We start from the raw sequence: 13,412 nt of genomic DNA on the forward strand, positions 1-13,412 counted from the left end.
CATGCTCGGGTCTAAAGGTTGCGTAGGTTCAGTCGTTCGATAAGCGGCAGGAGCTTATCCCTTGCTCGTTCGCGATGTTGGCGCGCAGCTTCACTCGCCGCATCCTTGTTGCCTGTTTCTATTCCCTTCACGATCGCATCGTGTTCGGCAGAGGAAGCCGTCGGCAGTGGTCGAAGATTGAGCGTGAACATGCGTGCCCGGTGGAGTTGGTCGGTGACCTTGCACCGTCTTCATCACGAGCCCAATCGCTGCATCGCTTCTTGCTCTGGGGCTCATCTGTGTCATCCTCGCACTGCTGCCGTCGATCCGCTCGAAGCGCGACCAGGTCTTCGTCGAGGACGATTGATCGTGCTCCTGCATTCATCGGCCGGCATTGACCGAGATGCCGGCCTGTGATCCCAATCGGACACCACGTATCGAGGTCTTGGCGGCGCTGCGTCCGTCAACCGGAAGCCAATAGAGACGAACTGGACGATGAAACACCGCACGCTGCTCACGAAACTGTTTCAGGCGGCGGTCCAGGCCGCCGATCCGCTGGTCGGCATCCGTGCCCATCTTCCCGCACCACCGGCCTCCGGCAGGACCGTTGTTGTCGGTGCAGGCAAAGGGTCGGCCCAGATGGCTGCCGCGCTGGAAAGCCTGTGGCCAACACCGCTCGAGGGCCTTGTCATCACGCGCTATGGATATGGATGTGCCACGCAGTCAATCGAAGTGATCGAGGCTGCCCATCCGGTTCCTGACGCGGCGGGGCTTGTTGGCTCCAAGCGCCTGTTGGATTTCGTCTCAAAGCTCGGCCCTGAGGACCTCGTCATCGCTCTCATCTCGGGTGGAGGTTCCGCTCTTCTGCCATCACCGCCTCAAGGCTTGACGCTCGAAGACGAGATCGCCCTCAATCAGGCGCTTCTTTCGTCAGGGGCGCCGATTTCGGCGATGAATGTGGTGCGAAAGCATGTCTCGACGATCAAGGGGGGGCGTCTGGCGGCGGCAACGAGGGCGCGCGTGGTCAGCCTGATTGTTTCGGACATCCCGGGCGACATTCCCGCCTTTGTCGCATCCGGACCAACCGTGCCGGATGGCTCGACACGGCAGGATGCGCTTGCGATCGTCGACAACTACAAACTCGATCTGGCGCCGGCCGTGCTTGCCCATCTGCGGTCGCCGGAGGCCGATGCACCCAGCCGGGATGATGCGCGGTTCGCCCTCAACGAACATTATGTCGTCGCGTCCGCAGGCGTATCTTTGGAGGCTGCAGCGCGCGTCGCGTCTGCCGAGGGTTTCACACCTTATATCCTTTCGGACTCGATCGAGGGCGAAAGCCGGGATGTTGCCCTGGTGCATTCGGCGCTGGCACGGGAGATCGCCACGAAAGGCCGCCCGTTCGACCGTCCGGCGGTTCTCTTGTCGGGTGGGGAAACCACGGTGACACTGCGCGGCGAAGGCGGCCGAGGCGGGCGCAACAGCGAATTCGCCCTTGCACTCGCGCTTGGGATCGATGGGCTTCCCGTGGCGGCGCTTTCCGCTGATACGGATGGTATTGATGGCGTGGGCAATCATGCCGGTGCTCTGGTCGACGGTGGAACCATCGCCAGACTTCGCGCCACAGGTTTCGATGCGCGCAAGCTGCTTGCCCGGAACGACAGCTATTCCGGTTTTGAGGCCATTGGCGACCTCCTCGTCACCGGGCCAACCGGTACCAATGTCAATGATTTCAGGGCAATCGTCATTGAGTAGCAAGGCGGGGTAGCAGCTCGGCCCCCCTCAGAACTTCACGCGCCGATCTTCTATCAACGAGACAAGCTGCTTTCCCGCGTCCGTTAACTCACCACTGTTGTCGATATCGACGACATCAAGGTTTTGCATCAGTGGCGTGATGGTTCGGCCAAGTCTCGCGCTTATGTCAGCGGCTGTTTCCCGTCCGCGAGCGGCAAGGCGCTTTGCGAGGATTTCCGGGCGTGCCATGATGTTTGCGACCAGCAGGCGGGGGAAGGCAGCCCGGAATGCGTCGAGGGCGGAGCGGGAGCCGTTGGCGATGACGATATGGCCGGCGGCAAGGTCCTCGTAGATGTCGGCGGGGATGCCATAGCCAAGGCCATGCGCCTTCCAGTGGACGGCGAATGCGCCTGATCGAACGAGCGCGTCGAACGCGTCTTCCGTCACGGCGTGATGGTCTTCGCCGATAGAGTTCTGCGGCCGTGTGATCGTCCGGCGGACGAAGCGAATGTCTGGTCGGCCGGAAAAATGCTGACGTGCGAAGTCGATCAGGCTGTCCTTGCCGACCCCGCTTGGGCCGACGACAGCAATGACCGTGCCGCGTGCCGTATCTCGCTCTGTTGCGTGGTCCGTCGCTGCTTGCGTCATCAGGCCACCCGGCGCCCTTCCCGCCAGACCGCGCGGATTACCGGTACACCTTCATCGCGGCGCACACGGACGAGATCGGCGCGCAGTCCGGTTTCGATACGGCCACGGTCGGACAGGCTGACGGTGCGGGCGGGCGTGGAGGTGACCATGGCGATGGCTTTAGGGAGCGATATGCCGTCGATTTCGTCGGCCAGCACAAAGCTTGCATGCAGGAGGCTGAGCGGCACGTAGTCGGAGGAGAGGACGTCGAGCACGCCGCGTTTGGCGAGGTCACGGGCGGCGATGTTGCCGGAATGGGACTTGCCGCGCACGACGTTCGGTGCACCCATCAGCACGCTCATGCCCGACTGGTGCGAGGCTTCTGCGGCCTCGATGCTGGTCGGAAATTCCGCGAGCTTCACACCATGGCCCTTGGCTTCCTCGACATGGGCCAGCGTTGCGTCGTCATGGCTTGCGACCGTGATGCCGCGTTCGGCGCAGGCCTTGGCGAGGGTATCGCGATGCAGAGCCGAATAGCGCTCGGAGAGCTGCAGACGGCTTTCGACGAAGCGAGCGAACTGTTCGTCGGTCAGGCCGCGCTTGGTCTTGTAGTAGAGCGTGTACTGCTCCATCGTCTGGAACTGTCGCTGGCCCGGGGAATGGTCCATCAGCGAGACGAGACGCACATGCGGGTCGTTCTCGAAGTCGGCAAAATGCTCGAGGACGTTGTCGGAGGCGACTTCGCAGCGCAGGTGGATGAGATGCTCCGCGCGCAGCCGGTCGTCGCGTTCTGCGGCCTGGATGGCGTCCGCCATGTCGCGCATCTCGCCCTTGTCGAAGCCGCCGTCTTCGTCGGAGCCCATGCGCAGGCAGTCGAAAACCGTGGTGATCCCTGAGGTGACGATCTGCGCGTCGTGGGCCTGGATGGCGGAGGTCATGTGCCAGCGTACGCCGGGGCGGGGGGAATAGTGTGATTCCAGGTGGTCGGTATGCAGTTCGACCAGACCGGGGATCAGGTAATCGCCGCCGAAGTCTTCGCCGGTGCGGCTCGCACCCTCATCGATCGCAGCGATCAGGCCGTCACGGACCACGACGCTGCCGTCGACGATCCGGTCTTCGAGGACGATGCGGGCATTGGAAAAGATCTGTTCGGACATGGGATTAGCCGTTCTGTTGGGCGGCCTTCAGCGGCAGCCATGAATGGACAAGGAAAGGGGCGCCGCGCTCGGGCTCGACGAAGAGAACAAGGCCGTCGATCCGCAGGGGACGGCCGATGAACTCAGCGAAGCGCTGTTTCAGGATGCTGGCCATGACAGGCGCCTGCGAATCCGGCACGGGTCCGGTCAGCGTCATGTGGAAGCGGAAGTCGCCGAAGACGTAAGGATAACCCCAGCGCAACAGGTTTTCGCGCTGACGCTCCGGCAGTGTGTCCGGCTTGCGCCTTGCGATATCCGCTTCGGAGAGCGGGGCCCGAAAGGGCTCGAAGGTTTCGACGACATCGGCTGCGAATTGCTGCAGCGGCGGATGAAGGTTGTCGGGAACCAGTGCGAAGAAATGACCGAGCTGGCCGACGATCACGGAGGGTATGTCGAAGGCAGAGGTATCAGCGGCGAAGGCTTCCATCGCCTTCAGGAGATCCGCTTCGCTTTTGCCCTCTGCCAGGTGAAAGGGAGCCTTGAGCGTCGCGTGAAAGCCGTAGCGCCTGGGATCGGCCGTCAGCGTATCCAGGTCTTCGGGCGAAAGACCGCCTTCCGCTGTCCTTGCATAGACGGCATTGCTGTAGGCATCGCGTCCCAGCCACTCCGCTGCCGTCAGGTTGAGCGGATCGTTGGCGGAAGGGGCGAAATAGAGGGCGTAACGCAATTGGATGTCTTTCGTGTCAGATGGTGCGGGTTTTCATCCCCCGCCTTGCATGTCAGTGGCGACTCTTGCCGATCAGGCGTGAGCGCAGGCTATTGGAGATGCCGTCGAAGAGGAACACCACGATCAGGATCAAGAGCACCATATAGGCGACATTTTCCCAGTCGGAATTGGTGCGCATGGCTTCCCAGAGTTTGAGGCCGATGCCGCCGGCACCGACGGCACCGATGATGGTGGCCGAGCGGGTGTTCGATTCCCAGAAGTAGAGCGCCTGAGAGGCGAACACCGGCATGACTTGCGGCAGGACACCGAAGCGCTGCACGGCTGCCGACGGGGCGCCGACGGATTTGACGCCCTCGCGCTGCTTGTCGTCGATGTTTTCAAGCGCTTCCGCGTAGAGCTTCCCCAGCGTACCTGCATCGGTGATGAAGATCGCCGAGATGCCGGCAAGTGGTCCGGGGCCAAAGGCGCGGGTGAAGAACAGCGCCCAGATCAGCATGTCGACCGAGCGGACGAAGTCGAAGAAGCGCTTGGTCAGTTGATTGACGGGGCGGTTGCGGGTGATGTTGCGTGCCGCGATGAAGGACAGCGGGAAGGCGACGAGAACCGCGAGCAGGGTGCCCATGAAGGCCATGACGATGGTCTGAAGCAGCTTGGTCCAGACATCGAGATGCTGCCAGGAGGCGTTGTAGAGGATGTTGTTCCAGGCCAGCGCCAGATTGCTCATCTTCGGGTCGATGCGTTCGTCCGAGGTGATCTTCTGCCAGACTTCGCCGGTGGAGAGGCCGAAGAAGGGCGAGTTGGTATCGAAGATGAAGTTTTCCCAGCCGAAGAAGCGCTTGCGGACGCGGACGCGGTCAGAGGAAACGTCGATCCAGCCGGCGGAACCGAAATAGGCGACGACACGACCGCCCTCAAGGCGTTGCTCTACCCAGTCCGGACTGCTGCCCTCTATGGTGACGGTATCCTTGACTGCATCAAGCAGCAGAGTGACCGTCTCGTCGCCCCGCGTCAGGGTCACTCTATCTCCTGAGATATCGAGTGAGGCGCTATCCGACAATGCGACACGAGCTTCCGTGATGACCTCCTGCGAGGTCGCCTCCGCCGCTGTCGCCGGTGTTGCTGGCTGCGTTCCGGTGGCCGCGGCCGGTGCCTGCGGGGTCGGGGATGTCATGAAGCTGAAGGAGGAGCTGGCTTTCGGGGCAGCCAAAGCCGGGGCGGCAGCCGACGGCCCAGGCGTTTCCGACCGGTTTATCGTTTCGCGTATGGTTTCAATCCAGTCCGGGTTCGGATTGGGACCGATCGGATCGAAGCGGGGATAGCTGATCGTCAGCGCGCCATCCCGGTCAATGTCGAATTCCGGACGGATTTCGTAAGACACCCAGTCCGCCAGGTAATTGCCGGCAATGCCCCAATTGGCTTCCGAGAGTGTCTTGCCGATGGCAAAGAACCACCAGCAGAACAGGAAATAGAAGGCAAGGATGCCAATCGAAAAAGGCATTCGGTAGCGTTGCCAGAGACTGCGCTCCAGGACTTGCGGATAGCGCTCGGCCAGACGATTCAGTTCGGCGGCGTTGATCATCGACATGGCAAACCTCACGTGACCGACTGGAAGGCCTGATCGCCGACAAGCTTGCGGCGCAGCCAGGCGGAGAATTGATCGACAGAGATGACCGTCGACAGAAGCAGGAGAATGATGGCGAGAGTCTTGGCCTCATGGCCCTGGCCGATCGAAAGCCGGAGCGCTTCGCCTATCCCGCCGCCGCCGACGGCACCGATGATGGTCGAGGCGCGCACGTTGATCTCGAGACGCAGCAGGAAGTAGCTCATGAAGTTCGGCATGACTTGCGGCGTAATGCCGAACCAGACGCGCTCGAACCAGTTCGCTCCAACGGCTCTCAACCCTTCTTCAGGCCGCATGTCGGCATTCTCGATGACCTCAAAGAAGAGCTTTCCGAGCGCGCCGATTGTGTGGATGGTCACGGCAATGATGGCGGGGATGGGCCCGAGTGACAGGATCGCAAGGAAGAAGCCGGCAATGACGACTTCGGGAAAGGCGCGCAGGATTTCCATCACACGCCGCACGGGCCAACGGATCCATGCGTTCGGCATGGTGTTCTTTGCCGCAAGGAATGCCAGTGCATAGCCGAAGATCATGGCAATGACGGTGGAGAGCAAGGCGATGTTCACCGTCTCGATCATCTTGTGGATGTATTCGGGAATGTAGAGGCTATCGGTGATATAGAACCGGCCTTCCGGATAATTGTACTTCAGACTTCCATCATCATAGGGCGATGGCAGGTCGAAGAGTGCCCGCCAGATCTCCCAGCCATCTCGCGGAATGAGTTCACCGACGAAGTCGAAGAGATGGGGCAGTCGGTCGAAGAACTTGCCGGCATTCGTTTCATTGGCGAACCAGACCGAGCCTGTCACGGCAAGCAACAGGATAACGATACTGAGACCGGTATACATTCGCCGCTTTGCGGCAAGCTCCTGCCAGTGGCGCTCTACTACGGCGCCGCGTTCACTCAAGGGGGGCTGGGTCGCCATCATGGCCATTACCGCAATTCCTCGTGGAAAGGCTTCAAGGAAAGACCGCCGGAGGCGAACCCACCGGCGGTCTTCTGGGATACGTTAGCGATCAGCCGCCGATGGTCGCCTTGCGAGCGTCGATGATCGGCTTGTAGAAATCGACGTTGACCTCGGTGAAGCCCTTGAAGTCGCCGCCCTGGATGGCCGAGAAGCAGGCCGGATCCGAAGTCGGGAGGTCCATCATGAACTGCTTAAACTTGGCCTTCATGTCCTCATTCATCGAGGTGCGGACGACGACCGGACCGTTCGGGATCAGCGGGGACTTCCAGACTTCGACGAGGTCGTCCATGTTCAGGATGCCCTTGTCGACCATCTTGCGAAGGTTGCCCGAGCTGTAGCCATCCTTGAACTCGCCGACGCCCGAACCCCAGGTGGTGCCGACATCGAAGGTGCCCTTGACGACTTCAAGGACGAGGTTCTCATGACCGCCGCCGAAGCCGGTGGAGGCTACAACCTGGTCAACCGGGGCGCCGAGAGCTTCCGGCAGGGTGACGAGGGGGACGAGGTAGCCCGAGGTGGAGTCCGGATCGGCATAGCCGAGCTTCTTGCCCTTGATGTCTTCGATCTTGGTGATGCCCGAATCCTTGCGGGCAACCATGATCGAGTAGTAGCCGCTGGAGCCGTCGGTCTGAACAGTGGTCAGGATCGGCTCAACGGCATCAGCCTTGGCCAGGTAGACCTTGGCGAAGGCGGAGGCGCCGAGTTCTGCGTAGTCGAGCGTGCCGCCGAGCAGGCCCTGGACAACGCCGTCATAGTCGGCGGCTGGGAACAGCGATACCTTTTCAACGCCAATGGCGGCCGGCAGCTTGTCGACCATGCACTGGAAGTTGCGCAGGCGGTCGGCTTCGTTTTCGCCGCCGAGGATGCCGATGCGGAATTCTTTCAGGTCTTCGGCATGGGCGGAGGCAGCGAGGGCGACCAGAGCGGCCGTGGCAAGCAGGGTCTTCTTCAACATGGGTTCATCTCCCGTTTGAGGATGGGTGGTGCTGTCTGAAATCGTCGCCCTTGACGCAGGGCTCGCGATCGTCTCGGTCAGGCCTCGGCAGCTGCCAGGGGTCTGAAACCAGGGGATAGGGGCTTGCGCACGGGTTCATTGTCCTGTGCGGCGAGGGTGATGCTGGTCGAGGTCACGGTCTCGTCGATGCCGGCACCATGCTGATCGGCGCCGTAGATCTCGTGCACGGCTTCCGCCGTCAGTTCGGCAGGCGTGCCGTCGAAGACGACGCGGCCACGGGCCATGCCGATGATGCGCTCGCAGTAATTGCGGGCGGTATCGAGCGTGTGAAGGTTGGTGATGACGGTGATGCCTTCGCGCTCGTTGATGTCGCGCAGTGCGTCCATGACGATCTTGGCGTTGAGCGGATCGAGCGAGGCGATCGGCTCGTCGGCGAGCACCATCTTCGGCGACTGCATCAGGGCGCGAGCGATCGCCACGCGCTGCTGCTGGCCACCCGACAGCGTTCCGGCTGCCTGGAGGGCTGTCTGCTCGATGCCAAGGCGCTCGAGAGCGGCGATCGCCATCAGGCGCTCTTCGCGGGAGAAGACGTTGAGGATCGAAAGAGCCGTCGAGCGATGGTTCAGGCGGCCAAGCAGGACATTGGTCAGCACGTCGAGGCGCGGCACCAGGTTGAACTGCTGGAAGATCATGGCGCAGTCGCGCTGCCAGTTGCGCAAGGCGGTGCCATGCAGATTGGAGATTTCGAGATCGCCGAAACGGATGCTGCCGGAGGTCGGATCCACCAGGCGGTTGATCATGCGCAGGAGGGTCGACTTGCCGGCGCCGGAGCGTCCGATCACGCCGACCATCTGGCCGGCAGGGATCTCAAGGCTCACCGAGTCCACGGCCTTGTTGGTCCCGAACTTGCGTGTGAGGTTGTCCAGCCTGAAGAGCATCGTCTTTCCTTCGCCGTCATTGATTGCGGTGCGGGATAGGCATTAGCGGTGGCTCGTGAAACGCGAATGTCAGTTTTGTGTAGGTTTTGTTAAATTACCCAAGCCACTGAAAATATTCGGCTTAGGCATACTTTTGAAGGAAGTCTTCGACATCCATGTGACGGAAATCGTCTAGCGCGGCGAAGAGGCGATCGTGATCCCAGTGCCACCAGGCGAGTGCCTGCATGCGCTCTGCCACCGGACGTGGAAAGCGCTCGCGAATGAGTTTCGCGGGCACGCCACCGACGATTGTGTAGGGGGCGACATCACGCGAGACGACGGCGCCGGCGCCGATCACCGCACCATCCCCGACGGTCACCCCGGGAAGCACGGTTGCGCCATGGCCGATCCAGACGTCATGGCCGATGACGACCCGGTTGTCGCGGCGCCAGGCAAAGAAGTCGTGGTCGTTTTCCGCGCCATCGAAATAGTCGGCTGCGCGATAGGTGAAGTGGTGCAGGGTGGGACGCCAGGTCGGGTGATTGGTGGCATTGATGCGGACGCTGGCTGCGATATTGGCGAACTTGCCGATCGTCGCGCACCAGACGGCGCCGTCCTGCATGATGTAGGAGTAGTCGCCCATCTCGACTTCATCGAGGCGGCAGCGATCGGCCACTTCCGTGTAACGGCCAAGGGTCGAATTGACGACGCGTGCGGTCTCGTGGACGAGCGGTGCTAACCCAAGCTTCTTCGTCATGCCGCGACCTTTCGCGGCGAGAATTGCATGACGTCGAGAATGCGGTCGGCGACGGCTTCGCGCACTTCCTCATCGTGGAAGATGCCGAGTAGAGCAACACCGGCTTCCTTCTTGGCGCGGATCATTGAGACCACGACGGCGCGGTTGGCTGCGTCGAGCGATGCGGTCGGCTCATCCAGCAGCAGAACGGCATGGTCGGTGATGAAGCCACGGGCGATGTTGACGCGCTGTTGCTCGCCGCCGGAGAAGGTGGACGGTGGCAGCTGCCAGAGATCGCGCGGCAAGTTTAGCCGGCTCAGGAGTTCGCTCGCCCTTTCGCGTGCTTCGTCTGCCGGTACACCGCGTGCGACGAGCGGTTCGGCGACCACGTCGAGTGTCGAGACGCGCGGGACGGTGCGCAGGAACTGGCTGACATAACCCAGCGTGCTACGACGGACTTCAAGCACCGTGCGGGGATCGGCCGAGGCGATGTCGACGATGCGACCGCCGTGGTTGACGAGGATCTGGCCCTGGTCGACGGCGTAGTTGCCGTAGAGCATCTTCAGGATCGAGCTCTTGCCGATGCCCGAGGGTCCGCCGAGCACGACGCATTCGCCTGACGCGACCGAGAAGGAGACATTGGCCACGACCGGCAGGACCAGCCCGCCGCGCAGGTGCATGGTGAAGCTTTTGGCGACTTCCGAAACGATAAGCGGGGTCGGCATGATGTGTTCCTTTCGCGACGTCCGTCAGACCTGCAAGATCGAGGAGACGAGAAGCTGGGTGTAGGGTTCGCGGGGATCGTCGAGCACGCGGTCAGTCAGGCCCTGTTCGATGACATGGCCGTCCTTCATCACCATCATCCGGTGCGAGAGCAGGCGGGCAACCGCGAGGTCGTGGGTGACGACGATGGCCGAGAGGCCGAGGTCGTTGACGAGGCCGCGGACGAGATCGAGGAGACGCGCCTGGACCGAGACATCGAGGCCGCCGGTCGGCTCGTCCATGAAGACGAGGCGAGGGCCGGTGACGAGATTGCGGGCGATCTGCAGGCGCTGGCGCATGCCGCCGGAGAAGGCACGCGGCTGGTCGTCGATGCGATCGGTCGAGATCTCGACGCGCTCCAGCCATTCGCTCGCCGTCTGGCGGATCTTTCCGTAATGCCGGTCACCGATGGCCATCAGTCGCTCGCCGACATTGGCGCCGGCCGAGACGGTCATGCGCAGACCGTCAGCCGGGTTCTGGTGCACGAAGCCCCAGTCGGTGCGCATTAGGAAGCGGCGTTCGGCCTCGCCCATATGATAGAGTTCGCGGTACTGGCCGTCGCGCATATGGTAGTCGACGCTGCCGGTCGTCGGCATCAACCGGGTCGACAGGCAGTTCAGAAGCGTCGTCTTGCCCGAGCCGCTTTCGCCGACAATGGCGAGCACTTCGCCCGGCCAGAGATCGAAGGAGACATTCGAGCAGCCGATCCGGCTGCCGTAGAATTTCGAGAGGTTGCGAACTTTCAGAAGCGGTTGCTCGCTCATAGGGCGATCCTCCATTTAATCACTAGCTGAGCGCTACCCCCCTCTGGCCTGCCGGCCATCTCCCCCTCAGGGGGGGAGATCGGTTGGCGGTGATGGCACCCCAAGCCACTGAACGTTCTGGGTCCGGTCTCTCTTCCTGGAGAGATTTTCCAATCGGTGCTGTTTGGCCAGCGAACGAGGCCAAGGGTGGATCTCCCCCCATGAGGGGGAGATGCCCGGCAGGGCAGAGGGGGGTGAGCCGCGAATGAAACCCTCATTCTGCGGCCTCCTTTTTCTGGAAGAGCATTTCGCCGACATGACCTTCGGCCTGGCGGGTCTCGCAGTGGTCGGTGTCGGAGCAGACGAACATCCGGCCGCCCTTGTCGTCGAGCACCACCTCGTCGAGATAGACGTTGTGGGCGCCGCAGAGCGCGCAGGGCTTGTCGAATGTCTGAATCTCGAAGGGGTGATCCTCGAAGTCGAGGCTGACGACGTCGGTATAGGGCGGGACCGCATAGATGCGCTTTTCACGGCCCGCGCCGAAGAGCTGAAGCGCCTCCGACATGTGCATCTTCGGGTTGTCGAATTTCGGCGTCGGCGACGGGTCCATCACATAGCGGCCCTCGACCTTCACCGGATAGGCATAGGTCGTGGCGATGCGGCCATGCTTGGCGATGTCTTCGTAGAGCTTCACATGCATGAGGCCGTATTCTTCCAGCGCATGCATCTTGCGGGTCTCGGTCTCGCGCGGCTCGAGGAAGCGCAGCGGTTCCGGGATCGGTACCTGATAGACCAGAACCTGGCCCTCTTTCAGTCTCTCCTCCGGGATGCGGTGGCGCGTCTGGATGATCGTTGCTTCGCTGGTCTTGGTGGTGACCGCGACCTCGGCGACCTTCTGGAAGAAGGCGCGGATGGAGACAGCATTGGTCGTGTCGTCGGCGCCCTGGTCGATGACCTTCAGCCTATCGTCATGTCCGATGATCGACGCCGTAACCTGCACGCCGCCGGTGCCCCAGCCGTAGGGCATCGGCATTTCGCGGCTTGCAAACGGCACCTGATAACCGGGGATGGCGATCGCCTTCAGGATCGCGCGGCGGATCATGCGCTTGGTCTGTTCGTCCAGATAGGCGAAATTGTAGGTGGCGAGTTCCTGCATGGCGGCTTACCCTTTGCCTGGCTTACAAGCGTGGAGGCGTGACATGGACCTGAGCGGATCGGCTGTCTGGATGGAGGCGGTGGCGCTGGTCGCGGTGTTCGCCCTCGTCGGGTTCATCTTGTTTCTGGGGGCCCGCCGTGACCGGCGCGTCAAAAGGGATACCTCAGGGAACGGTGACGGTGGCAGTCCCTGGAGCGCTGATTGCGGCGGTGACAACGGTGGAGACGGCGGAGGGGATTGACGCATCATTCGGCCGCCTCCTGCATCTCGCTCGGCTCCAGCCTTGTGGCATCGTGCTTGGCTCGCATGCGGCGGACCAGGTCGAGCTCGGCCTGGAAGTCGACGTAATGCGGCAGCTTCAGATGTTCGACGAAGCCGGTCGCCTGGACGTTGTCGCAATGGGAAATGACGAATTCCTCGTCCTGGGCGGGGGCGACGACATCCTCGCCGAATTCCTGGGTTCGGAGCGCCCGGTCGACCAGTGACATGGACATGGCCTTGCGTTCGCTCTGGCCGAAGACGAGGCCATAGCCGCGGGTGAATTGCGGCGGGGCCTTGGCCGAACCCTTGAACTGGTTGACCATCTGGCATTCGGTGACGCGGATTTCGCCGAGCGAGACAGAGAAGCCCAGTTCCGGCACCTCGAATTCGACCTCGACCAGACCCATGCGGATTTCACCGACAAAGGGGTGGGTGCGGCCATAGCCGCGCTGGGTCGAATAGCCGAGAGCCAGAAGGAAGCCCTCGTCGCCACGGGCCAGCGCCTGCAGACGCAGGTCGCGGGGCATCGGAAATTCCATCGGCTCGCGGGTGATGTCGCCGGCGATGTGATCCTCGGGCATTTCGCCATCCGGCTCGATCAGGCCTTCGCCGTCGAGGATGTCGGAGACCCGCATGACATGCTCCAGGCCTTCCTCGCGCTGCTCGCCCCTCTCCACCGTCTCGTCATCGAGCAGCGAGGGGTCGAGTAGGCGGTGGGTGTAGTCGAAGGTGGGGCCCAGCAGCTGTCCGCCGGGTAGATCCTTGTAGGTGGCGGAGACGCGGCGCTCGACGCGCATCCTGCCGGTTTCGATCGGCCTTGAGGTGCCAAAGCGCGGCAGCGTGGTGCGATAGGCGCGCAGCAGGAAGATCGCCTCGATCATGTCACCGCGCGACTGCTTGAGGGCAAGCGCCGCGAGCGCGCAGTCATAGAGCGAGGCTTCTGCCATGACGCGGTCAACGGCGAGGCCGAGCTGGGCGACGATCTGGTTGATCGTCACCGACGGCAGCGATCTGTCGCCACGGCGGCGGTCGGCAAGCAGCTTGTGGGCGTTGGCGATGGCTTTCTCGCCACCCTTGACGGCAACATACATGG

General features: G+C 62.4%; 14 protein-coding genes and 1 pseudogene. 2 read left to right on the top strand and 13 right to left on the bottom strand.

Annotated elements, in window-relative coordinates; all coding sequences use genetic code 11:
• Window positions 1-11: 11 nt before the first annotated feature.
• Window positions 12-206, bottom strand: a pseudogene (locus tag AC1PUL_RS00130) (GntR family transcriptional regulator); the annotation flags it as partial.
• A gap of 268 nt (window positions 207-474) precedes the next feature.
• On the opposite strand from AC1PUL_RS00130, the gene AC1PUL_RS00135 reads away from it, so the two are divergent.
• Complete coding sequence (locus AC1PUL_RS00135; RefSeq protein WP_480466034.1) at window positions 475-1,731, top strand: glycerate kinase type-2 family protein; 1,257 nt, start codon at window positions 475-477, stop codon at window positions 1,729-1,731.
• A gap of 27 nt (window positions 1,732-1,758) precedes the next feature.
• Here AC1PUL_RS00135 and phnN read toward each other — a convergent pair whose 3' ends face one another.
• The 11 genes from phnN to AC1PUL_RS00190 all read right to left on the bottom strand — a co-directional run bounded on the left by phnN (window position 1,759) and on the right by AC1PUL_RS00190 (window position 12,058).
• Window positions 1,759-2,358 carry a phosphonate metabolism protein/1,5-bisphosphokinase (PRPP-forming) PhnN gene (phnN, locus tag AC1PUL_RS00140; protein ID WP_480466035.1) on the bottom strand — a complete coding sequence of 200 codons (600 nt, stop codon included), beginning with the start codon at window positions 2,356-2,358 and terminating at the stop codon, window positions 1,759-1,761.
• Window positions 2,358-3,494 carry an alpha-D-ribose 1-methylphosphonate 5-triphosphate diphosphatase gene (locus AC1PUL_RS00145; protein WP_480466036.1) on the bottom strand — a complete coding sequence of 379 codons (1,137 nt, stop codon included), beginning with the start codon at window positions 3,492-3,494 and terminating at the stop codon, window positions 2,358-2,360. Before AC1PUL_RS00145 ends, phnN begins: the two co-directional genes overlap by 1 nt.
• A 4-nt stretch (window positions 3,495-3,498) precedes the next feature.
• Window positions 3,499-4,200: a DUF1045 domain-containing protein gene (locus tag AC1PUL_RS00150; protein ID WP_480466037.1), complete on the bottom strand. Its 702-nt coding sequence runs from the start codon at window positions 4,198-4,200 to the stop codon at window positions 3,499-3,501.
• 52 nt (window positions 4,201-4,252) lie between these two features.
• The gene (gene phnE, locus AC1PUL_RS00155; protein WP_480466038.1) at window positions 4,253-5,785 is read right to left on the bottom strand and encodes a phosphonate ABC transporter, permease protein PhnE; all 1,533 of its coding nucleotides are present in this window, start codon (window positions 5,783-5,785) and stop codon (window positions 4,253-4,255) included.
• An 8-nt stretch (window positions 5,786-5,793) separates the two neighbouring features.
• Window positions 5,794-6,756 (bottom strand): phosphonate ABC transporter, permease protein PhnE, encoded by a 963-nt coding sequence (gene phnE / locus AC1PUL_RS00160; protein ID WP_480466039.1) that lies wholly within the window; start codon window positions 6,754-6,756, stop codon window positions 5,794-5,796.
• A gap of 82 nt (window positions 6,757-6,838) precedes the next feature.
• Window positions 6,839-7,744, bottom strand: a complete 906-nt coding sequence (phnD, locus tag AC1PUL_RS00165) for a phosphonate ABC transporter substrate-binding protein (protein ID WP_480466040.1) — start codon at window positions 7,742-7,744, stop codon at window positions 6,839-6,841.
• 77 nt (window positions 7,745-7,821) lie between these two features.
• Entirely contained in the window at window positions 7,822-8,682 is an 861-nt protein-coding gene (gene phnC, locus AC1PUL_RS00170; protein WP_480466041.1) for a phosphonate ABC transporter ATP-binding protein, read from the bottom strand.
• A gap of 121 nt (window positions 8,683-8,803) precedes the next feature.
• Window positions 8,804-9,418 (bottom strand): DapH/DapD/GlmU-related protein, encoded by a 615-nt coding sequence (locus tag AC1PUL_RS00175; RefSeq protein ID WP_480466042.1) that lies wholly within the window; start codon window positions 9,416-9,418, stop codon window positions 8,804-8,806.
• Window positions 9,415-10,122, bottom strand: coding sequence for a phosphonate C-P lyase system protein PhnL (gene phnL / locus AC1PUL_RS00180; RefSeq protein ID WP_480466043.1), 708 nt, complete (start codon window positions 10,120-10,122; stop codon window positions 9,415-9,417). The genes AC1PUL_RS00175 and phnL overlap by 4 nt, the downstream gene beginning before the upstream one ends.
• 24 nt (window positions 10,123-10,146) lie before the next feature.
• Window positions 10,147-10,923, bottom strand: a complete 777-nt coding sequence (gene phnK / locus AC1PUL_RS00185) for a phosphonate C-P lyase system protein PhnK (RefSeq protein WP_480466044.1) — start codon at window positions 10,921-10,923, stop codon at window positions 10,147-10,149.
• A 253-nt stretch (window positions 10,924-11,176) separates the two neighbouring features.
• A complete protein-coding gene (locus tag AC1PUL_RS00190) occupies window positions 11,177-12,058 on the bottom strand; it encodes an alpha-D-ribose 1-methylphosphonate 5-phosphate C-P-lyase PhnJ (protein ID WP_480466045.1) in 882 nt (293 codons plus the stop codon).
• Between the two features lie 43 nt (window positions 12,059-12,101).
• Here AC1PUL_RS00190 and AC1PUL_RS00195 point away from each other — a divergent pair, with 43 nt between their 5' ends.
• The gene (locus AC1PUL_RS00195; protein WP_480466046.1) at window positions 12,102-12,299 is read left to right on the top strand and encodes a hypothetical protein; all 198 of its coding nucleotides are present in this window, start codon (window positions 12,102-12,104) and stop codon (window positions 12,297-12,299) included.
• A 4-nt stretch (window positions 12,300-12,303) separates the two neighbouring features.
• Here AC1PUL_RS00195 and AC1PUL_RS00200 read toward each other — a convergent pair whose 3' ends face one another.
• Window positions 12,304-13,410 carry a carbon-phosphorus lyase complex subunit gene (locus AC1PUL_RS00200; protein WP_480466047.1) on the bottom strand — a complete coding sequence of 369 codons (1,107 nt, stop codon included), beginning with the start codon at window positions 13,408-13,410 and terminating at the stop codon, window positions 12,304-12,306.
• Window positions 13,411-13,412 lie beyond the last annotated feature (2 nt).

The organism is Rhizobium sp. P43 (assembly GCF_056730705.1).